A 20,324-nucleotide genomic window follows, 5' to 3' on the forward strand; every position below is an offset into this window, starting at 1 on the left:
AAGCTAAAATTTCAACGAAATAAGTAATTCAAAAGTTGTTAATCAAGCCGCGTACTTGCCAAATCAGGTGTTCGCCCACAACATTAACTTTGATTAACATATAGGCTTCCGCAAACCCTTGTTTTTTGCCAATTCACACTATATTTGAACAATGGTCCCGGAAACAAACCCATCGGTAAGCACCCGTTTCTTCGATACAAAAATCGAATTACTTAAAGGTGTCGGGCCTCAGAAAGCGGCGTTGCTTAACGAGGAACTGGGCATTTTTACTTTTGGTGACCTCATTCAGCATTACCCCTTCCGGCACGAGGACCGAACGGTATTTCATCAGATCAGAAGCCTGAACGAACAGCTTTCTGCGGCACAGATCAGAGGTAGGTTAAAAGAATGGACTACCATTGGGGAAGGCTCAAAAAAACGATTGGTCGCCTATTTTACCGACGGAACAGGCTTGCTCGAACTGGTATGGTTTCAAAGCATTGCCTGGTACCAAAAAAATCTCCGCGCAAATACCGAATACATTGTTTTTGGCAAGCCGCTTTATTTTGGCGGAAGGTGGAGCATTACCCATCCTGAGATAGAATTGGTAACGCCTGAAAACGAATCTGGCGGCTATTGGCAGCCGATTTATCCGCTCACCGATAAGCTGCGCAAACGTTTTGTGGATAGCCGTTCCCTCAGCAGGATGGTACGCAACCTGCTTGAAATTTCGAGACCTCACATCCGAGAATCGCTTCCTGAAAACTTGGTGACCAAATACCGGCTGATATCCAAAGCGGATGCGCTCTGGAATTTTCATTTGCCGCAAAGCCAGCAATGGCTACACCAGGCACAGCGCAGGCTTAAATTTGAGGAGTTGTTTTACAATCAGTTTCGCCTGATCAAAAACAAGCTGCTTCATAAGACAGAATATCCCGGGATGGTTTTCGGCAATGCTGCTTTGGTAAAAACATTCTACGACCGTCATTTACCTTTTCAACTTACCAATGCGCAGATCAGGGTGTTACATGAAATACATGAAGATCTGAAAACGGGGAAGCAAATGAACCGGCTCTTGCAGGGCGATGTAGGCTCAGGGAAAACCATTGTGGCGTTTATTACGATGCTTTTTGCATTGGATAATGATGCGCAGGCTTGTCTGATGGCGCCCACCGAAATTTTGGCCGATCAACATTACCAGGGATTGAAAAAATTTGCTGATCTGCTGGGCGTTCACATTGCCAAGCTCACGGGCTCCACCAAGAAAAAGGATAGGGAAATCATCCATAAACAACTTTTGGACGGATCGCTGCACATCCTAGTGGGGACACATGCGTTGATTGAGGATATTGTTCAGTTCAAAAACCTTGGGCTTTGCATCATCGACGAACAACATCGTTTTGGCGTAGCACAACGTGCGAAATTGTGGGCAAAAAACGATCGGATCTATCCGCATATGCTCGTTATGACAGCCACCCCAATACCCCGCACACTGGCAATGACATTGTACGGCGACCTCGACATATCAGCGATTAATGAGTTGCCAGTCGGGAGAAAGCCGATCAAGACGGTACACCGTTACGACGCACACCGGATATCCGTTTTTGGGTTTCTGAGAGAGGAAATAGCCAAAGGGAGACAGATATACCTTGTCTATCCATTGATTGAAGAATCAGAAAAAATGGATTTGAAAGATTTGATGGATGGTTATGAGAGTGTTTCAAGGTCATTCCCGGAAGTGCCGCTTAGCATTCTACATGGCAAAATGAAGTCGCAGGATAAGGATTATGAAATGGGCCGGTTTGTTCGTGGCGAAACAAAAATCATGGTCGCTACCACAGTTATTGAAGTAGGTGTAAATGTCCCGAATGCATCGGTGATGGTGATTGAAAATGCTGAACGTTTTGGTTTGTCGCAATTGCATCAGTTACGCGGCCGGGTAGGTCGGGGTGCGGAGCAGTCCTATTGCATTCTGATCACCGATTACAAAATTAGTAAGGATACCAAGCTCAGGATTGAAACCTTATGCCGGACTAATGATGGTTTTGAAATCGCAGAAGTGGATCTGCAGTTAAGGGGACCGGGCGATATGTCGGGAACCCAGCAAAGCGGTTTGGTGGATCTGCTGGTTGCCAATCTGGCCCAAGATGGAGAGATACTGAAAGTGGCGCGAAGTTGTGCGGAAGAAATATTGACCGAAGATCCTGACCTACTCCAGCCTGTCAATCAACCTATTCGCACACATTTGCAAAATCTACGAACGGAAGAAACAAACTGGGGCAGGATTAGCTGATGATCAGGGAATTATTTCACGATTTTCACCGGAAAAGTCAAATGATTGTGGGCGTGTCACGTGCAATGCCGCACCTAATGAAGTAGCATATGGAAGATCTGTCGCATATACCTTATGATCAGGATAATGACGGGCGATCAGACGGGTGAAAATTTCGTTTCGGGCAAAACCACCGTCGATATAAATGGCCTGGACATCCTTAACCCCTACCAGATCCAGGGAAACGAAAAGCAATTCGGTAAGTCCCTCTAATAAATGATGATACGCCGTAGTTGCAGAGGCAAAAGCGCTGATCTGCCATTCCTTGGTATTTGCTTCTGGGAAAGGGCCGTTGCCAGTCATACAAGCCGTATAAAATGGAGGCGTGTCTGCTTTAAGAATTGCTTCATCAAATGGAACCCACTTGTAAAAGTCAGCTTCCACACGGAAGTATTCAGCAATGCGTGCAACCTGAAAATCATGCTCACGACCCAAAAACAAACGCGACGCAGTAACGCCGCTGCCTTCGGGCGTAAGATAGTTCATGCAATCCCGTTCCAACTGATAGGAGGTAAGCGGCTTGGATGCGAAGGAATTAAAATTAATACACCAGGTACCCGTGGAAAGCAATACGAATGGTTTTTTAACAGCCATCCGGTAGGGTATAAGTGCCGAAGAACTGTCGTGCAAGCCAAAGCCTGACTGAATTCCTCGATCCCCATCGCGGTATATAAAAGAAGAAGAGGCGAGCACAGGTGCAAGCTTTTTATGAATACCTTCTTGTTTTACCCACTCGTGGTAATCCCACATTTCAAAACTCCAAAGCGCAGTATGACAACCCAATGAGGTATAGTCACTTACCTTACGGCCGGTGAGTAAGTAAAGAATGTATTGCGGCAGGTGCAGTGTGGTAACAATCTGCTTGTAAATATCCGGCTGGGTATATTTCAGCCAATACAGTTGCATTCCCGAATTAAGCATGCCCATGGAAGGCGAGCCGGTTTGCAATGAAATTCGTGTCGGGTCGCCGTAGGTACTGTAAAACTGCCGGGATAAATTTTCAGGAAAGGGCTTGAGATAAGAATAAAGTGGGGTAAGTGGTTTATTAGCAGCATCCAGGTGAACCATGCTTGCGCCGTAACCTGCAACATTCACAGCCTTGATATCGTATTTGGGATCTTTTAGCAATGTTGCCCAGCGGTCCTTCACCCAATTCGTCAGCAACTCGCAATCTTCTGTCGGGAATCCGTCTTCATCTGTTATCTCCGGAAGATATTCGGAATACTCTTCAACTATCTCATACTTTTCATCAAAAAGTACATACTTTTTATTGGTCCTGCCAATGTCAAAAACCGCTGTTACTTTCATTAGTGGAAATCTATTTCACTTATTATCCGGAAATGTATTTTTCGGTTAATATAGTGACTTTACGTTAAAACCTATACCCTTATTCGTTGTTTGTAAAATGTTTGTCGGCTGCCTGACCGGGAGGATTAGAGCTAGGCAGTTTTTTCAAGAACCGGCTTCAAAACCTGCGCCCACCGGCGGTAACCTTCCTGGTTCATATGAAGGCTGTCGTTTACAAAAATGCTTCCGTCTGGCCGCCCATCTTTTATCATAACAGGCCACACATCAATATAACCGTGTTTCTTATCTTTTTTGATATATTCCTGAATGAGCTGATTTGCCCTAATAGTCTCATCTTTCCGGGCCCAGCGTGAGGGGGATGGTTTAAGGGAAATGCAATATAATCTTACATCCGGTTGCTTCTCGCGGATCAGTTTACAGAGTTGGACATAGGCGTCCCTTACCTGCTCGGGCGTCTTCTTTTTCGAGCCGAACATATCATTTTCACAATAGATCACTACTGTTTTTGGATTGTATTTCAGAATTGTGCGGTCGGCATAATAGATTACTTCCGGCAATGTTGAACCGCCGAAGCCGCGGTTGATGATGGGAAGGGGTGCAAGGTCCTCAGCCGCAGTGAGCCATTTGGTGAATGAGGAACTGCCAGTGAAAACAATCCCACCCGTTGCGGGCATTTTCTCAGCGTCTTTTTTCTCGTAATCGATAATGGTATTTTCCGATCTGTCTAGCTTATAGTCTGGTTCCCAGGGCGGTGATAGGGTGGTAGAATTGGGTTGTTTTTGGCAAGCATTCAGTCCAATAATGACAAAAACCAGCAGGTATTTTTTCATTCCAAATTAAGTAGATATGCCCTGAAAAGGCATATCTATCCCGATCTTAATGTATATAAAGCAATTATTTATTCGCAATTGTGCACAAAAAAGAAGCAGCCAATTGATGACCGCCTCTAAGTATTACCGATACCAAATTTAACCTAACAATCTTTATGGCTCTCAGCAGTCAGCGATTAGCTATTAGCCTTTTCTCTAGTTTGAATATTTTGAATCATTTGAAAGCTAAAAGCTAGCCGCTAATAGCTAACAGCTCGCTAAAAAACCCCCTGCCAATTTCCCTGACGGTAATATTGTAATAATCTCTGTTGCATCAGATAATCGTATTTCGCCTGGATTGCGTTGCCCTGGGCTTTGGCCAGATTGGCTTTGGCCAGCGAATATTCGTATGAGTTGGCGATACCAGCATTCATCTTGCTTTCTATGACTGCAAATGCTGCTGTAAGTGACTCTACTTGACCTTGTGCGGACACATTTCTGTCTGCCATTGACTGTAAGTTCAACACCGCTAGTTCAATGTTTTGTCTTAGAAGCTGGTTTGAAACATCCAAGGAATTCTGTGCAAGACGTTCCTGCACTTTTGCGTATTCGACTCTCGGGCGGGTCAGCCAACGGCCCATAATGGGGATGTTCAGATTAATCTGTAACGATCCATTACGTGTCGCATTTAATTGGTTGAAATAATCTAGGCTCCTATTACTGGTTGCGTAAAAAGCTCCGATCCCACCGCTGAGACTCAACGAAGGATAGTTAAGTGCTTTTATCGATTTCACCTGATAAATGAAACTCTGGCGATATAATTCTGCGCTGCGTATTTCAGGGAAATTTTTTTGCGCATCCTCATAAATGTCCAGGGCATTTTCAGCATTCAATGTGGAATCTCTTGTCATTAGCGGTGCGAATTCGACCTTGTCGTCAGGGTTAACATTCATCCTCTGAAAAAGAGCAAGTCTTGCTGTACGGTAATTGTTGAGTGCCGTTACCTGGCTGAATTTATCATTGGCCAGTTGCGCCTTGATCTCATATAGCAAGTTTGCGCCCACTGTTCCGGCATTTACTTGTTTGGAAACCCGGTCTACTTGCGTTACTGACGATTCAACCTGGTCGGTCCACGACTCGTAAAGTGCTTTTGTGGCCAATACGTTCACGTATCCCTGCATGAGCAATACTGTTTGCGCATTCAAGACTGCGGTACGATTTTCCTGGGCAGATTCTTTAAGCAAAGTGCCTTGTCTGATCTGATTCTGTACTCTAAAGCCCTGAAAAATGGGTGTCTGAAAGTTGAGGCCCATGGAATTATAGCCGTAAACCTCATCTATATACGCATTGGTATACTGATCAATACTCCGGCCAATGTTGACACTCTGGCTTGCTCCAAAGCCGATCTGTGGGAGCATCTGCGACCTGGTTTGCCTCAATTGTGCCTGCGCAGCTTCCGCCTGAAGGTTACTCTGCTGGTAAATAAGGTTGTTTTTGGCAAGAAGGTCTACGCATTCCGCGAGACTTAATGTGTTCTGTGCCTGAGCGTAAGACACAAAAATGGTCAATAGTAAAGTTAAGTATTTCATGGCTAATAGATATTTTTTATGCTAACCAACCGTCCTTCAACCGCACGACCCGGTTTCCGTATCCGGCATTGATCTCTGAGTGGGTTACCTGAACAATGGTTACCTTATCTTCTTGGTTTAATTTTTGAAACAACTCCATAATCTCAATCGACTGCTCCGAATGCAGGTTACCCGTTGGTTCATCTGCAAATATTACTTTTGGATTATGGACAATCGCACGCGCTACACCTACTAATTGTTGTTGTCCGCCTGAAAGCTGGTGCGGAAAAAGATCTTTTTTTGCAACCATATTGAAGCGGTCTAGCAATTCGGCTACCCTGCTTTTACGTTCGGAAGACGGTGTTCCTTTGTATAAAAGCGGCGTTTCGATATTTTCATAAACAGTAAGCTCATCAATAAGGTGGTAAGCCTGGAATACAAACCCGATATGATGGCGGTGCAGCTCAGTCCGTTTTTTTTCTGTCAACTTTTGCACCGGCTCATCCAGAAAAAGATACTCGCCCTCGGAAGGTTCTTCAAGCAATCCAAGAATATGTAACAATGTCGATTTACCTGAACCCGATGGTCCCATAATCGATATAAACTCGCCTTCTTTAATGTTCAAATCAATGTGGCGCAACACATACGTCTTGCCAAATCCTGCCGGGTAATATTTTGATATCTTTTCTAACTTAATCATAAAAATTTTGGGTTTGAGATTCAGGTATAGTTACAGACAACGTCTTTGAAAAACAATAGGCATTCCTGAACCTCTTATGCCAGTCCTATTTTAAAAAGGCTTGCCAAAAGGATAATGCTTTGATTTATAGTTAATTAAGTTTTATTGTTTAGGGGCGAGCGTCCGAAATCGTACAAAATGTGTACGGTATTGAACGGAGTTAATCAATGGTTTTTTAGGAGGCTATTCCGATCTTAAAGACCGTGCAGGATTGACCAATGCGGCCTTGAATGCTTGGGAGGAAACGGTCAACAAAGCAATTAGAATCGCAAAACCTCCGGATAAAATAAATGCCTGCGCAGGTACTTCGATCCGGTAGGCAAAACTTTCTAGCCAGGCATTCATTACGTAAAAACCGACCGGAAAGGCGATCAGAATCGCTATGCCGATCATTATTAAGAAATCTTTTGAAAAAAGTACAAGAATACTGGAAACCGTCGCGCCAAGTACGATGCGGATACCCGTCTCACGGGCTCGTTGCGTGGTTGATAAATGGGCTAATGCGAACAATCCCAGGCAGCAAATGAATACGGAAAGGGCCGTGACAATGGTGATCATTTTTTGCAATCTGAGTTCCTGCTGATAATCCAGGGCATTTTGCTCATCCAGAAAACTGTAATCAAAAACCGTTGCTGGCAGCACTTTTTTGTAAATATTTTCAAAATGCGCCAGCGATTCCTGCGAGTTTGATTTTTCATTTTTGACCCAAAGTGCATCCCCGCCATATTGCTCACTCGCGAGCAGGATCATGGGCTGAATTTTGTCCCTGAGCGAACTGTAATGAAAGTTTTTGACTACGCCCACAATGGTAAATACTTCACTACCAAAGTGAGAGTCTGGGAGGAATTGTTTTCCAATAGGATCGGTTAGCCCGGCTGCTCTTACAAATGCCTCATTGACCAGCGCGCCATATTTCTTGTCGGAAGGGAATTGGGAAGAGAAGTTCCTGCCTTCTTTTAGTTTGATATCCAGAAGATTAAGATAATGATCATCAACTGTTCGGTAATAAGTGAAAATCTTCCGGTCATTTATCTTAGCATCCCTGAAACCAAATTCACCAACCAGCGAAAGATCACTGCTGTGTGGATCATTTTCCAATTCATTCCTGAAATTTTCCGTGATCCTCTCCACGTCCCGAACGCCCGAAATGCCAATTTTGATAATCTGGCTAGGACTGTAACCCAGATCTTTGTCTTCTACAAAACGCATTTGTGCATAAAAGACAAAGGTTGCGATACCCAGCAAAATCGCTACCACAAATTGAAATACTACCAATCCACGTCCAAACCCGCCTAAACCCGATAACTTAATTCGCTGATAAAGCACTTCCACCGGGCTCAGTTTAGAAAGCATATAGGCAGGATAAAGTCCTGAAACCACGGTATTAAACAAAAGGATCGCAAAAAGCAACATCAGCAATTGCTGGCTGAAAATGTCGGAAATGTTGATCTGCTTCCCTGATAATTGATTGAAAACGGGCAAAACAGGAATTGTGAGAATTATTGCCAGCGTCAAAGCCACGATATTCAGAAATGCCGGTTCACCCAGAAATTGAAACAGGATCTGCGCCTGATTACTTCCGGTTGTTTTTCGGATACCCACTTCCCTTGCCCGTTTCATGGAGTTGGCAATGCTGATGTTGATGAAGTTAATGCTTGCCATGAGCAGTACAAAAACAGCTATCCCGAAAAAAATATAAGAATAAAGCGGCTTGCTGCCATTGATAATTCCAGCTTCCCTATTCTGGTTGGAAACTTCCTGTGGGTTGAGATGAATGTCGGTGATGCGCTGCAAACCATAATAGATTTTCGGCGCACGTTCTCCGGATTTCGATGCGGTTACCAGCTGATCTTTGGCATTGATACTATGGATCTGGTCAAATTTTGAAATGATGGACCTGAGATCCGAGCTGGGATGTAAGACTACGAACGTTCCCAGATAGGCATTCAGCCAGTTTTGATCCTCAAATGATACCTGCAAAAAACGGAAAGGGAAGAGAATGTCAAATTGGATGGAAGAGTTGACGGGCGGATCATCAACAACGCCGCTGATTACCAGCGGTTTTCGAATTCTGATAGCGGAAGGATCTGCGTCCATTTGCAAAACCTGCCCTACAATATTGAGCCGATTGAAAAGTTTAAGTGCTGTTTTCTTAGTTAACACCACAGAATTGATGTTTTTTAAGGCGCTTCGGGCATCGCCCCGGAGCATTTTAAAAGTAAAAACGGCAAAGAAGTTATCGTCTGTAAACAGCATTCTGAGCTTAAAGGCATTGTTTGCAGATCGGACATCCCCGTGAATGTCGCCGCCCATGATCCTGTTATATGCTAAAATTTCGGGTACCTGTTCCTTAAATGCTGGCCCTTGCACCTGGCCGGTGCCACCTACGTTAACTACTTTTCCCTGATTGGTAAAACTTGTGGTGATGCGATAGAGATTTGGATTGTTTTGATGGAAATTATCAAAACTGGTCTCATCGGAAATGTATAATGCCGCAAGTACCAGGCAGGCAGAGCCAATAGCCAGTCCGCTTACATTAATGCACACATATAACCTGGTCCGCCAGAAGTGGCGAACGGTGATTTTCAGGAAATTTTTGAACATATAATTTAGAGAAGAACTTCCATTTTGTAGCCTACGCCATGCACAGCCGCAATTTTTATCGTAGCATCATTGGATAACATTTTGCGAAGGCGGGATACAAACACATCCACGCTGCGGCCCACAATAATGCCTTCATCTTCCCAAACCGATTTCAGGATAAAATCCCTTTCCAGTACCTGATTGGGGTTTCTGACGAAAAGACTCAGCAATTTGGCTTCACGGTAAGTAAGCTGGTGTATGGTACTTCCGCATTGCAATATTTGCCCGGGCAGATCAAGGCTTGAATTGCCGAATTTTAACCCGGGCGTTAATGTTGGTTTGGTAGATTCGGATGTAGTTTTGGCAAGTCCTTTCTGCCGCGAACGGGTCCAGGCCATGAAGCCTAATCCGGCCAGTGCACTTCCAAAAGGCAGCATCCACCAGGAGGAAAAGCCGCCAACCGCCGCTGAGTTTTCAGGAACAAAACTGATTTGCAGTGTATAGCAACCTCCTTCCTGAGCACGATTCTGACAGGGAACGCCTCCTTCTTGGTTTAAATCTAGAAAATTATAACCTAGCTGAATGATTGGGCTGTCACACCTTAAAACTGCGACATTGTAACCCCGCTCAATGTGCTGCATTTGAAGCGATTGCTGCAAAAGCTCCGGCAATTTTTCATAAGTCAGCAAATTCTCAACCCGGATGGAAAACGTGTTCGGATCTTTCTGTTGAACTGGTTGGATCGTAGTTGTGGAATCTGCGTTTAACACCAGCAGGTGATGAGCGGTACGTCTGAGCGCAATGTTGACTTTTTCGGCAAACCTGAAATCATCAGTTTTTGCAAAAGCCATTTGAAAGCAAAGCAATAACCCGATAGCGAGCAAAGTGATTTTAACCAAATAAATCCGGTACGTCATTTTTTGGGAAAACGCTTTGAATGAAATCATCACAATCAGGTACAGATTGATTTTCACAAATTTAACTATTTTCAACAACCTGGTTGGTTCTTCACAAACCCGATAAGCCAATTGAATTGCGGGATAAGCTGCATGCGGCCTACAGTGATAGTTCTTTTTCCGATCCGATCGTTTTTATCTGTCGGATCGATCACAATTTGGTCATCCACTCTTGCATAACCCAGTATTTTGCTTAGTTCAAATTCCGATACGGCATGGGTATGGGAACCCGCATCGACAATTTTTCCGGCCCGCATCAGATAAATCAGGAACGGGACTTTCTTTGCGGTTTTGGATCCAGGATTTCCGTTCACTAATGTAATGATCCCGCGGCTGAGGCTGGAAAGTTGCTGGTAGCTTACGGCATGGCCATTCAGCAGCAAGGGATTGGAAAAAAACTGAGTCTGCAAATGTTGCGGCAAAGCAACCGAAGTAGGCAATGTAAAAAGGACAATGATGACGGCGAGAAATCGGGCGAATTGATTTTTCATGATCTTGGGTTGAAAATCTCGGTGGTTTCAGAAAGTGATCAAATGTAGAAATCACAGAACGAAAGGAATATTTGGCCCGGTAAAACATTGTAAACGAAATGTAAAAGATCATATTTACCATTAATTTTCAGTAGGGCAGAACATAATTCCCTAGCAAAGGTGTTAGCAAAAGGAACACCGCAACATCGATTTGAAAACATTATCCGCACAAGATCCCTACGCAGCCCTACGCTATTCTGATTTCAGGTTTTTTATATCCAATACTTTTCTTTTTTCGGCTACGATCCTTATTCAGGAAGTGATCGTCGGCTACGAGCTTTACAAAATGACCCACGACCCGCTGGCTCTCGGATTGGTGGGACTTGCGGAGGTCATTCCTTTCATTATTACTTCACTTTTTGGCGGCCACATTGCCGATCAAAAGAATAAGATCACGATCATGCACCTGAGTTTGGTGGTGATTATTTTGGGATCTGTGATTTTGTATGTTGCCTTCCAGCCGGGTATTTACAATGCGTTGACGCAGACACAGCATCTCATCGTCATTTACGGCGTTTTTGCCTTAATTGGATTTGCAAAGGGCTTTTATTCCCCGGCTTCCAGTTCTTTGAAGCCATTTTTGGTGCCGAGGACAATCTATCATAATTCATCTACCTGGAGTAGTTCGTTCTGGCAGGCGGGTTCAATCACCGGGCCAGCCATCGCGGGATTTATGTACGCCTATCTCGGGCTTACCAACACATTGTTATGCGTTATTGTAAGTTTTCTGGTGTGCTGGGTTTTGTTGGGAATGATCAAAACACGTCCGGAATTCCCGAAAATCGTCACGCCGCTTTTGGAAAGTTTAAAAGAGGGTTTTCGGTTTGTTTTCAAAACACGGATTGTTCTGTACGCGATTTCGCTGGATTTGTTTTCTGTGCTTTTTGGCGGTGTAGTAGCCCTTCTGCCTGTTTTCGCGGAAGATATTTTGAAAGTAGGGCCGGAAGGATTGGGTTTATTGAGGGCCTCGCCATCTATTGGCTCGTTGCTTACTATGTTTGCGATGGCTTACTATCCTCCGACTGTCAATGCATGGCGAAATATGCTGATTGCAGTAGCTGGATTTGGCATTTTTACGATTGTTTTTGCGGTATCTACCAATTTTCTTTTATCGTGCTCAGCCCTATTCGCGACAGGCGTTTTTGATAGTGTGAGCGTCATTGTTCGACAAACGATCTTGCAAATTTATCCCCCCGACGAAATGAGGGGGCGCGTTGCCTCGGTTAATGGTATGTTCGTAAGTTCTTCCAATGAACTCGGCGCATTCGAATCCGGCGTCATGGCTAAGGCTTTTGGCACCGTGCCCTCCGTGATGATGGGAGGGGTTTTGACATTGATTGTCGTTTTTTGGATTTATTTGAAGTCAAAGGATCTGTTTTCTGTGCGGTTGAGTTGAAGGATCCCACATTATCAGGAAAGTATCAACATTTCATTATTTTTGCCTGAAAACAGGCTCGAATTTATGTATATCTACAAAAATATCATCAGCATAGAAGCCGGGAAACGAGGCGGCAAGCCTTGCATTCGTGAAATGCGAATTACGGTAGAGGACATTCTCAGGTGGTTAGCCTCTGGAATGTCAACAGAAGAAATTTTACTGGACTTCCCAGAGCTTACAAAAGAAGATGTTTTTGTTGCTTTGGAATCTTCCGCTAATCAGCAAAAACGAATATTTTTTGATGTAGCGGCATGAAGCTACTGATCGATCAGAATATTTCCCATCGCATAATGCTACTTCTTGGGTCAGAATTCAGGGATTTGCGTCATGTAAAAGACCTGGGTATGATTAATGTTGATGACTACGAGATTTTTATGTTTACCCGAAAGAATGATTATTCTGCGATAACTACAATTGACGATGATTTTGTAAAGCTGTTAGATATATTTTCGGCACCTCATAAGATCATTTGGGTTAGAACAGGCAATTGCTCAACGCACTATCTTTCTGAAATATTGATTTCCAAGGCTAATGCAATTCAAGCCTTTTTGGCAGACGAAAACTATTTTCTTTATGAGGTCTTTAAGCAAATTTGATCTTAGCCTCATCACTCCCTCTTCAAACTTTCAACCGGATTCATCAGCGCTGCTTTGTAAGTCTGCACTAACACTAAAATGTTAACCATTAAGCCGAGGCCAAGTCCGATCCAGGCGAAAGTTATCCAATTGATTGAAATCCGATAAGCATAGTTTTGCAGCCATTTTTGCATGGTTAGAATAATCAGCGGGAATGCGACGAAGATGGCAAACACCATGACGATCAGGAATTCTTTCAGAAATAGCATTACCACACTCGCTCCTGATGCACCGAATACTTTGCGAATTCCTACTTCGCGTGTCCGTCGCGCCACATTCAGTGAAACTAATCCAAGAATGCCCAGCAAAACAATGATGACAGAAAGCACAGTGGCGATCCGTGCCGCTTTCTGCAATTGCAGTTCCGATTGATATAGTTTTTGAATGGTATCATCAGAAAAGCATATTCAAATGGTGCGTCCCGCATCAATTGCTTCCATTTGTTTTCAATGGTTCCCATGGATTTGCTTTAATCCGATGGATTCAGGCGGAACTAAATGTCACATCCCGACCGCCAAGCCGAAGATCATGACAAGGGCGTAAAATTTGCGTTTCATAAGGTTACGCCAGGCGATTTTGAAGTAGTTGTGCAGCATGGTTCGAAATTGGGAAAATATTTAGGGACCGAATTTCAAAGCCGGCGGTTTGACATACTTTAACTCATTTGTAGATAACGTAAGCCCAATACGGTCCTCTTTTTCGAACTAATACCGTTTGATAACTCACTCTGTTCCGATAAATAATTGGTTTGCCCCGCTCAATAGTTTTCGGGGATTATTAGCAAAATAAAATCCCACCCCGAGATTGGAGTCGGAAGGGTGGGATGGAAAAGCAGATTAAATAATTTATTAACTATTTAACCCAATTAAATTTATGAAAAAGTTAGTAAAAAGTGCATTACTGTTATTGGTAATCGCATTTACTCTTTTCTCGTGCCGTGAGCCGGAAATGGAGGTTGTAATCCATCAGAACGAAACGAGCAAAATTGAAATCATTGACTTCAAAGGAGAAAAAGTAGCTGTGCAATCCGATTTTCCAAAGGAACTGTTTGAGCAGTCGCAGGAGGGATTTGACCGCTACTATAAATCTATTGCAGGCGTAGCAAAGTCTCGGACGAGCGGTGAGGATGTCCACATTACCTATCAAGAACTGCTGCCAATCCTGGTAAAGCACTTGTCCAAATTCCCGAGGATCAACTCGGAAGATGAAATTTCTGAAAAAGACCTCCACCGTATTTTTCAGGATTTTCCTGAGATACGGACAAGACAGGCAGCAGATGACAGGCGAATGGTGATTTTTGATTTTTATCAAACATTGGCCAAACGGGATATTGTGAAGGATGTGATAGCATTGGAAAATGCTGGCAGAAATGGGCGTGTAGCGGATATATCCCCGGCATCTTTAACCACACCTGAAAAAAATCATTTGTTAGCAAATCCGGGTTATGCGCAGTGGTATGTACAGGCTGCTAATGAGGCAAATTCCTTAACTCAGGGGCTGTATATAGATGAAGATCTAGGTGACAAAGCAAATGCATTCAAACATTCTACCTGGAATGCACTTTCCATCCGCTTTATACTAAAAGGATCTCCAGCCAGTGAAAACCAAGCGATTGATTTTACCCAGGATGGCACTTCGAAGCATGAACAGAATGATGCTGGGGGTCAAATATATGACAAACATTCAGCCATGGATTTGCATAACAACATGTCAGCCAGAGTATGGATGGAAAAAGAAACAAAATGGGGGATCGGCCCGTTTAGGAATATGCCCAACATAGGTGATATAGTGAATACAATGTCTTCGAGAGCGAATTCAAGCGCCTTGGAGTCAATGTCCACAATCCTAAGCTGGCATGGAGGCGATAATGCTGTTACATGGGGTAATCTATACAATAATATGTATGGCGCACATCAGCATTTGGTGCATGTAGATCCGTGATTTTGCTACTATCAAAATAAACGATCACTCAATTGAAAATCAATCAGCTAAATAATTAGAAAAGAAACATGAAAGCTAGAAATGTAATTTCGATTCTGACAATGCTTTTTATCTCAGGTTGCTACGGAAAGATCGATCCCAATGTAAGCACTTTGTACATTGAGGGTGGCGATCGGGAGTCGGAAAGGTTGGAAGCTATTCCGAAGCTTTATGAGCATTATGTTAGTAGCATAAAGGACAAAGAGGCATATGAAGTTATCTCGAACGGCAATGGAAATTTTATATTAAATTTTACGCCTTCTCTTAAGTTATTGACGTTATGCGGCGACCCTGGGAGCGGTTGGGGTAAGCAATTTAAGGATGTTGATGAAAGCGTACTCCAAAAGCTTGTTCAAGACGGGATCTCATTCCAGGACATTGAATCAATTGGTTCGATTGGTAGCAAATTTGATAGCCTTCTTGTAAGAAATAAGCCCCGTATTGAGGTAAAGACCAATGGCGAGCCTTCCATTTAACCACATTTTGAGATGCTGGCGAGCCAATCCGTCAGCATCTCAGAATGCCAAAAACGTCATTAATATGAAAATAGGAAATATTGCAATCTTTATAATCTTAACTATTTTTCCAGCGGCTTGCATGGAAATAAGTCACCCTGCGATTGACACATTTTACCTGAAAGGCAAAGATTTGAAAGTTTTAAACCAAGAAGCGGTTCCAAAGCTTTATGAACATTACACAAATAGTAAAAAAGATAAAGAGGTTTATGAGGTTATCTCAAAATTTGGAAGATTCATCCTAAACTTTACGCCTTCGCTGAAATTGCTCACATTATGTAGTGATGCGGGAAGTGGTTGGAGTGCACAATTTAAGGATGTGGATGAAGCAACACTCAAAAAACTGGTGGATTACGGATTTTCTTTTGAAGAAGTAGATGCAATGGGGAGGAGTACTGGCCAGTCCGATACACTGCTTATTAGAAACCAACCCACTTTTTTGGTAAAAACAAACGGAACTCCCTAAGCCCCACCTATTCCGTCCGCAGCGACTTCACCGGATCCATCAAAGCCGATTTCAATGCCTGCAAACTCACAGTAGCTACCGCAATAACCATTGCGATCAGTCCCGATAATGCGAATACCCACCAGGATAGATTTTCCCGATACTCGAAGTTTTGGAGCCATTTGGTCATTGCGTATATTGCTATGGGTGTGCCAATGATAATGGCGATAATTACCAGCTTGATGAAGTCTTTGGATAACAGAAACACAACGCTTTGCACACTGGCGCCCAACACTTTTCGCACACCGATCTCTTTCGTACGGGACTCTGCTGCGAATGCGGCCAGACCAAATAACCCCAGGCAGGCAATGATAACGGCCAGTATTGCGAAAGTCATCATGATATCCCCTTGTTTTTGTTCAGACCGGTATTGTTGGGCGAAAGTCTCGTCGAGAAAGTGAAAATCCAGCGTTGCTTCCGGATCAAAGCTTTTGTAAGCATTACTCAGATATGCCAGCGCTTCCTGTGTTTTTCCAGCCTGAATGCGGACGTACATATTATCCCGGTCTGCGGGAGCAGGTAGTTGCAAAACAAGCGGTTCGATTTTATGCTGTAAAGAATAAATGTGAAAATCCTTCACAACACCTACAACCTGTGCTTCCTGGGTGGTGCCTTTGTTATCAATAAAATACCTGATCCTTTTGCTGACAGGATTTTTCCATCCCTGCTTTTTTACCAACGATTCGTTCACGATTACGGCATTTTTGAGATCGGCCTCAGATTCAGCATTGAAGTCTCTCCCTGCTAATAACTTGATCTCCATTGTTTTAATAAAATCGTTATCGACCGAGAATTTTTGGACATTCTGCGTCGTCGCGGGCATCTGGCCGGTTTCTGTTTCAATGATCATCCCGCCATTACCAATGTTGTTAGATCCGATCGGATTGCTGGCGGACGAAGCGCTTTCGATCAACGGGCTCTGGGTAAGTCGTTCTTTTATCGACCCCACCTGGCTTCTGACCTCATCCTTATCAACGTGAAAGGTAAGCACCTGGCTTTTGTTGAAACCAAGGTCTTTGGTATTAACAAACCGCATTTGTTTGTAGACAATGGCGGAGCAGGCGATCATCACGACGGTAGCCATGAACTGGAACACAACCAGCGACTTACGCATATAATTACCACCTGACTGGCTGCCAAACTGACCTTTCAATGCGGTAATAGGTCGGAACCCTGAGAACAGGATCGCGGGATACAGACCGCTTAATGTTCCTACTAAAATGATGAACGATAATGCCGCAATGGTGGTGACCAGCACATTGTTATGATCAATGGTCAACGATTTTTCTGCCAGTTGATTGAAGAAAGGAAGCAGCATTACTACCAAAAGAAAGGCGACCATTCCTGCAATAAAGGTCATCAGGAAAGATTCGATAAAAAACTGGGCGATGAGCTGAAAACGCTCCGACCCGATCGCTTTGCGTACACCCACTTCGCGTATACGCTTCATGGAACGCGCGGTGTACAGATTTACATAATTGATACAGGCGATAACCAGAATGAGCAGGGCAATTGCGGAGAAAACATAAATGGTACTAATCTTGCCATTCGGACCTATTTCGAAATCCAGATTTGAATGCAAATGGATGGACGTAATGGGCTGCAGATCCATTTTGTATTGCAGGTCTCCCATTTCTTTTTTTAGATATTTTGGAAAAAAGCCTCCCAGCTTGCTTTCCAGTTTTGTGTAATCTGTGCTGTTTTTCAGGAGAATGTATGTGTAAAGTTCCGACTGCTGCCAGCCAGCAGTATAGTTCGGACTTAGAGAGCGTAATGCGCTGAAAGTAAAGTGAGAATTCGAAGGAACGTCTTCGATGACGCCCGTCACGGTATTAGGATAATTATTGCTAAAAAAAACAGTCTGACCAATCGCTTTTGATGCGTCACCAAACAGATTTTCTGCGAGCGTTTTCGTCAGAACGATTTTCTCCGGCTGACTTAATGCCGTTTTTGGATCTCCGTAAAGAAAGGGATAGGAAAAAACGTCAAATATCGTGGCGTCGGTAAAAGCAATGTCATTGGCTTTCACCTTTTTTTCTCCCACTCTAACGACCCCGCCGCCTTCCATACTAACGCGAACCGTTTTCTCGATCTCGGGATAATCGTTTTGTAATGCAGCAGCGAAAGGCGCGGAGGTTAATGCAATGTTCATTTCGCCCGTATCCCATTTGGCAGACTGCACCACCCTGAAAATCCGATCGGCTTTTGCATGGAACCGATCGTAGCTTAGCTCGTCGGCGACATACAATACCATCAACCACACGGCAGCCATACCGATGGCAAGGCCAAAAATATTAAGGGCGCTGAATAGACGCTGTTTTCTAAAATTGCGGACACTGATCTTGATGTAATTGAGCAGCATAACTAGTCAGGTTTTTTAAACACACTTTATAAAAACGTATGCCATTGAGCGTTTGATCTGATAATCAATCTTTTAGGAAAAATTGTGCTGATAATATGTTCGGTTTCGAACATTGCATTTCTGTATGTCCGGTCAAATTACCTAATTTTGCCAAATTTGCGATTTGGATGTACAAATCGTGTTTTCGAATTGATTTTTAACCGAATAGAATGAACCCAACACCTGCTACCTCTTTGCAAGACATTGTAGGGCATGCCAAAGAATACGGTTTCGTATTCCCTTCTTCCGAAATTTATGATGGATTACAGGCTGTTTATGATTACGGTCAAAACGGCGTAGAGCTTAAAAACAACCTCAAGTCGGCATGGTGGAAAGCCATGACGCAATTACATGATAACATTGTTGGGATCGATGCGGCGATTTTCATGCATCCGTTAACCTGGAAGGCATCAGGCCACGTGGATGGTTTCAATGATCCGATGATCGACAATAAAGATTCAAAAAAACGGTATCGCGCCGATCAGCTGCTGGAAGCGAAAGCAGAACAATATGAAGCGGATGGTAACCCTGAAAAAGCAAAAGACTTATTGGCCGAAATGGGCCGGTTGCTTAGCGCTGAGGACTTAAATGGTGTCCGTGAACTGATTATTTCCGAAAACATTAAATGCCCTGTTTCGGGGACTACCAACTGGACAGAAGTGCGGCAGTTTAACCTGATGTTCAGCACGCAGGTGGGTTCGGTTGCGGAAGAGTCCAGCTTAATATATCTGCGTCCTGAAACAGCCCAGGGGATTTTTGTGAATTTCCTGAATGTGCAGAAAAGCGGTAGAATGAAGATACCTTTTGGTATCGCGCAAATTGGCAAAGCATTCAGAAACGAAATCGTAGCGCGACAGTTTACATTCCGTATGCGGGAGTTTGAACAAATGGAAATGCAGTTTTTTATCCGTCCTGGCACTGAAATGGCCTGGTATGAAACCTGGAAAGAAGCTCGCATGAAATTCCATAAAGCGATCGGGTTACCTGCTGAAAAACTCAAATTCCATGATCATGACAAGCTGGCACATTACGCCAATGCAGCCGTAGACATTGAATATCAGTTTCCTTTCGGCTTTCGCGAAATGGAAGGTATCCACTCGCGTACAGATTTTGATTTGCGCAATCACCAGGAACTTTCGAAAAAGAAACAACAGTATTTCGACTCCGATCTGGACGAAAATGGCAAGCCGTACGGCAATTACATTCCTTATGTTGTGGAGACTTCGGTAGGAGCAGACAGGCTTTTCCTGGCGACTTTTTGTAATGCCTATACCTCTGAAACCGTTGGAGAAGGTGAAAATGCAAAGGAAAGGACTTATCTGAAATTGCATCCGGCATTGGCGCCGTTTAAAGTAGCTGTACTTCCATTGGTTAAAAAGGATGGTTTAGCTGAGAAAGCACAAACGATTGCCAATTCTCTAAAATCCTCTTTCAGGACAACTTATGACGATGGCGCCGCCATTGGAAAGCGCTACACACGTCAGGATCTGATTGGAACTCCATTTTGCGTGGCCATTGATTATCAGACGATGGAAGACGATACGGTGACGATCCGCCACCGCGACACCATGGAGCAGGAGCGTGTGCATATCAGCGAATTGAAAGAAAAAATTGGTTACCAGGTTGCTATGGAGCGGATTCTGGAAGCCATTTGATATCGCGATATGATAAGTAAAAGGGCTTTTTCGCGAGAAAAAGCCCTTTTACTTATACCTGGGTTTTAGCTTATTTAGTAGTGTGCAGGCGGACGAGCTCTTCTGGATTACTTTTAAAAAGGTCAACCGAATCAATTTCAAGGATTTGCGCGATTTGAATAAGCCTTTCCAAAGTGATCTTGGTGTAAGCCAGCTCTATCTTGCTATACGCATTTTGGGAAATACCCAGCTTCATTGCAAGATATTCTTGAGTGTAATCTCTGTACTCCCTGATTTTCCTAATATTCATCGCAACCGATCTCATTCTGGACTCCATCGTCTGATTCATGAAAAGTCGTATTTGTTCAATGAAAAACGCATGAATTAGAAGACATACGTGTAAAAGGTTAGA

Annotated in this window: 18 protein-coding genes; 8 read left to right on the plus strand and 10 right to left on the minus strand. The window is 43.6% G+C overall.

Annotation, left to right across the window (positions count from 1 at the left end; all coding sequences use genetic code 11):
- The first annotated feature begins 151 nt into the window (after window positions 1-151).
- Window positions 152-2,272, plus strand: coding sequence for an ATP-dependent DNA helicase RecG (gene recG, locus FHS68_RS05020; protein ID WP_167267783.1), 2,121 nt, complete (start codon window positions 152-154; stop codon window positions 2,270-2,272).
- Between the two features lie 3 nt (window positions 2,273-2,275).
- On the opposite strand, the gene FHS68_RS05025 is transcribed toward recG, so the two are convergent.
- The 7 genes from FHS68_RS05025 to FHS68_RS05055 all read right to left on the minus strand — a co-directional run bounded on the left by FHS68_RS05025 (window position 2,276) and on the right by FHS68_RS05055 (window position 10,765).
- Window positions 2,276-3,619: an FGGY-family carbohydrate kinase gene (locus FHS68_RS05025; protein WP_167267784.1), complete on the minus strand. Its 1,344-nt coding sequence runs from the start codon at window positions 3,617-3,619 to the stop codon at window positions 2,276-2,278.
- Window positions 3,620-3,750: 131 nt separating this feature from the next.
- Entirely contained in the window at window positions 3,751-4,449 is a 699-nt protein-coding gene (locus FHS68_RS05030) for a GDSL-type esterase/lipase family protein (RefSeq protein WP_167267786.1), read from the minus strand.
- 257 nt (window positions 4,450-4,706) lie between these two features.
- Window positions 4,707-6,017, minus strand: coding sequence for a TolC family protein (locus tag FHS68_RS05035; RefSeq protein ID WP_167267788.1), 1,311 nt, complete (start codon window positions 6,015-6,017; stop codon window positions 4,707-4,709).
- Between the two features lie 16 nt (window positions 6,018-6,033).
- Window positions 6,034-6,696, minus strand: a complete 663-nt coding sequence (locus FHS68_RS05040) for an ABC transporter ATP-binding protein (RefSeq protein WP_167267790.1) — start codon at window positions 6,694-6,696, stop codon at window positions 6,034-6,036.
- A 222-nt stretch (window positions 6,697-6,918) separates the two neighbouring features.
- On the minus strand, window positions 6,919-9,339 hold the full coding sequence (locus tag FHS68_RS05045) for an ABC transporter permease (RefSeq protein ID WP_167267791.1): 2,421 nt from the start codon (window positions 9,337-9,339) through the stop codon (window positions 6,919-6,921).
- A 5-nt stretch (window positions 9,340-9,344) separates the two neighbouring features.
- Window positions 9,345-10,292 (minus strand): winged helix-turn-helix domain-containing protein, encoded by a 948-nt coding sequence (locus FHS68_RS05050; protein ID WP_310588504.1) that lies wholly within the window; start codon window positions 10,290-10,292, stop codon window positions 9,345-9,347.
- Window positions 10,293-10,306: 14 nt separating this feature from the next.
- Window positions 10,307-10,765: a hypothetical protein gene (locus FHS68_RS05055; RefSeq protein WP_167267793.1), complete on the minus strand. Its 459-nt coding sequence runs from the start codon at window positions 10,763-10,765 to the stop codon at window positions 10,307-10,309.
- Between the two features lie 190 nt (window positions 10,766-10,955).
- Between FHS68_RS05055 and FHS68_RS05060 the strand changes: the two genes are divergently transcribed.
- The 3 genes from FHS68_RS05060 (at window position 10,956) to FHS68_RS05070 (ending at window position 12,838) form a co-directional block, all read left to right on the plus strand.
- Window positions 10,956-12,200 carry an MFS transporter gene (locus FHS68_RS05060; RefSeq protein ID WP_167267795.1) on the plus strand — a complete coding sequence of 415 codons (1,245 nt, stop codon included), beginning with the start codon at window positions 10,956-10,958 and terminating at the stop codon, window positions 12,198-12,200.
- 66 nt (window positions 12,201-12,266) lie between these two features.
- The gene (locus FHS68_RS05065; protein ID WP_167267797.1) at window positions 12,267-12,497 is read left to right on the plus strand and encodes a DUF433 domain-containing protein; all 231 of its coding nucleotides are present in this window, start codon (window positions 12,267-12,269) and stop codon (window positions 12,495-12,497) included.
- Entirely contained in the window at window positions 12,494-12,838 is a 345-nt protein-coding gene (locus FHS68_RS05070; RefSeq protein ID WP_167267799.1) for a DUF5615 family PIN-like protein, read from the plus strand. The genes FHS68_RS05065 and FHS68_RS05070 overlap by 4 nt, the downstream gene beginning before the upstream one ends.
- 11 nt (window positions 12,839-12,849) lie before the next feature.
- On the opposite strand, the gene FHS68_RS05075 is transcribed toward FHS68_RS05070, so the two are convergent.
- Window positions 12,850-13,233: an ABC transporter permease gene (locus FHS68_RS05075; protein ID WP_167267801.1), complete on the minus strand. Its 384-nt coding sequence runs from the start codon at window positions 13,231-13,233 to the stop codon at window positions 12,850-12,852.
- Between the two features lie 517 nt (window positions 13,234-13,750).
- Between FHS68_RS05075 and FHS68_RS05080 the strand changes: the two genes are divergently transcribed.
- The 3 genes from FHS68_RS05080 (at window position 13,751) to FHS68_RS05090 (ending at window position 15,838) form a co-directional block, all read left to right on the plus strand.
- Window positions 13,751-14,818, plus strand: a complete 1,068-nt coding sequence (locus tag FHS68_RS05080) for a DUF6973 domain-containing protein (protein WP_167267803.1) — start codon at window positions 13,751-13,753, stop codon at window positions 14,816-14,818.
- Between the two features lie 68 nt (window positions 14,819-14,886).
- Window positions 14,887-15,333 (plus strand): hypothetical protein, encoded by a 447-nt coding sequence (locus tag FHS68_RS05085; RefSeq protein WP_167267805.1) that lies wholly within the window; start codon window positions 14,887-14,889, stop codon window positions 15,331-15,333.
- A 64-nt stretch (window positions 15,334-15,397) separates the two neighbouring features.
- Entirely contained in the window at window positions 15,398-15,838 is a 441-nt protein-coding gene (locus FHS68_RS05090) for a hypothetical protein (protein ID WP_167267807.1), read from the plus strand.
- A 7-nt stretch (window positions 15,839-15,845) separates the two neighbouring features.
- Here the strand turns inward: FHS68_RS05090 and FHS68_RS05095 are convergent, their stop codons facing one another.
- Window positions 15,846-18,239: an ABC transporter permease gene (locus FHS68_RS05095; RefSeq protein ID WP_167267809.1), complete on the minus strand. Its 2,394-nt coding sequence runs from the start codon at window positions 18,237-18,239 to the stop codon at window positions 15,846-15,848.
- Between the two features lie 209 nt (window positions 18,240-18,448).
- On the opposite strand from FHS68_RS05095, the gene FHS68_RS05100 reads away from it, so the two are divergent.
- Window positions 18,449-19,933: a glycine--tRNA ligase gene (locus FHS68_RS05100; protein WP_167267810.1), complete on the plus strand. Its 1,485-nt coding sequence runs from the start codon at window positions 18,449-18,451 to the stop codon at window positions 19,931-19,933.
- A gap of 70 nt (window positions 19,934-20,003) precedes the next feature.
- Here FHS68_RS05100 and FHS68_RS05105 read toward each other — a convergent pair whose 3' ends face one another.
- On the minus strand, window positions 20,004-20,261 hold the full coding sequence (locus FHS68_RS05105) for a helix-turn-helix domain-containing protein (protein ID WP_167267812.1): 258 nt from the start codon (window positions 20,259-20,261) through the stop codon (window positions 20,004-20,006).
- Window positions 20,262-20,324 lie beyond the last annotated feature (63 nt).

Origin of the sequence: Dyadobacter arcticus (assembly GCF_011762185.1) — a bacterium.
In the GTDB taxonomy this organism is placed as follows: Bacteria; Bacteroidota; Bacteroidia; order Cytophagales; family Spirosomataceae; genus Dyadobacter; species Dyadobacter arcticus.

Coding starts and splice junctions, on each gene's coding strand:
- recG (WP_167267783.1), top strand. CDS start 152: ATGGTCCCGGAAACAAACCCATCGGTAAGCACCCGTTTCTTCGATACA.
- FHS68_RS05025 (WP_167267784.1), bottom strand. CDS start 3,619: ATGAAAGTAACAGCGGTTTTTGACATTGGCAGGACCAATAAAAAGTAT.
- FHS68_RS05030 (WP_167267786.1), bottom strand. CDS start 4,449: ATGAAAAAATACCTGCTGGTTTTTGTCATTATTGGACTGAATGCTTGC.
- FHS68_RS05035 (WP_167267788.1), bottom strand. CDS start 6,017: ATGAAATACTTAACTTTACTATTGACCATTTTTGTGTCTTACGCTCAG.
- FHS68_RS05040 (WP_167267790.1), bottom strand. CDS start 6,696: ATGATTAAGTTAGAAAAGATATCAAAATATTACCCGGCAGGATTTGGC.
- FHS68_RS05045 (WP_167267791.1), bottom strand. CDS start 9,339: ATGTTCAAAAATTTCCTGAAAATCACCGTTCGCCACTTCTGGCGGACC.
- FHS68_RS05055 (WP_167267793.1), bottom strand. CDS start 10,765: ATGAAAAATCAATTCGCCCGATTTCTCGCCGTCATCATTGTCCTTTTT.
- FHS68_RS05065 (WP_167267797.1), top strand. CDS start 12,267: ATGTATATCTACAAAAATATCATCAGCATAGAAGCCGGGAAACGAGGC.
- FHS68_RS05070 (WP_167267799.1), top strand. CDS start 12,494: ATGAAGCTACTGATCGATCAGAATATTTCCCATCGCATAATGCTACTT.
- FHS68_RS05080 (WP_167267803.1), top strand. CDS start 13,751: ATGAAAAAGTTAGTAAAAAGTGCATTACTGTTATTGGTAATCGCATTT.
- FHS68_RS05085 (WP_167267805.1), top strand. CDS start 14,887: ATGAAAGCTAGAAATGTAATTTCGATTCTGACAATGCTTTTTATCTCA.
- FHS68_RS05090 (WP_167267807.1), top strand. CDS start 15,398: ATGAAAATAGGAAATATTGCAATCTTTATAATCTTAACTATTTTTCCA.
- FHS68_RS05095 (WP_167267809.1), bottom strand. CDS start 18,239: ATGCTGCTCAATTACATCAAGATCAGTGTCCGCAATTTTAGAAAACAG.
- FHS68_RS05100 (WP_167267810.1), top strand. CDS start 18,449: ATGAACCCAACACCTGCTACCTCTTTGCAAGACATTGTAGGGCATGCC.
- FHS68_RS05105 (WP_167267812.1), bottom strand. CDS start 20,261: ATGAATCAGACGATGGAGTCCAGAATGAGATCGGTTGCGATGAATATT.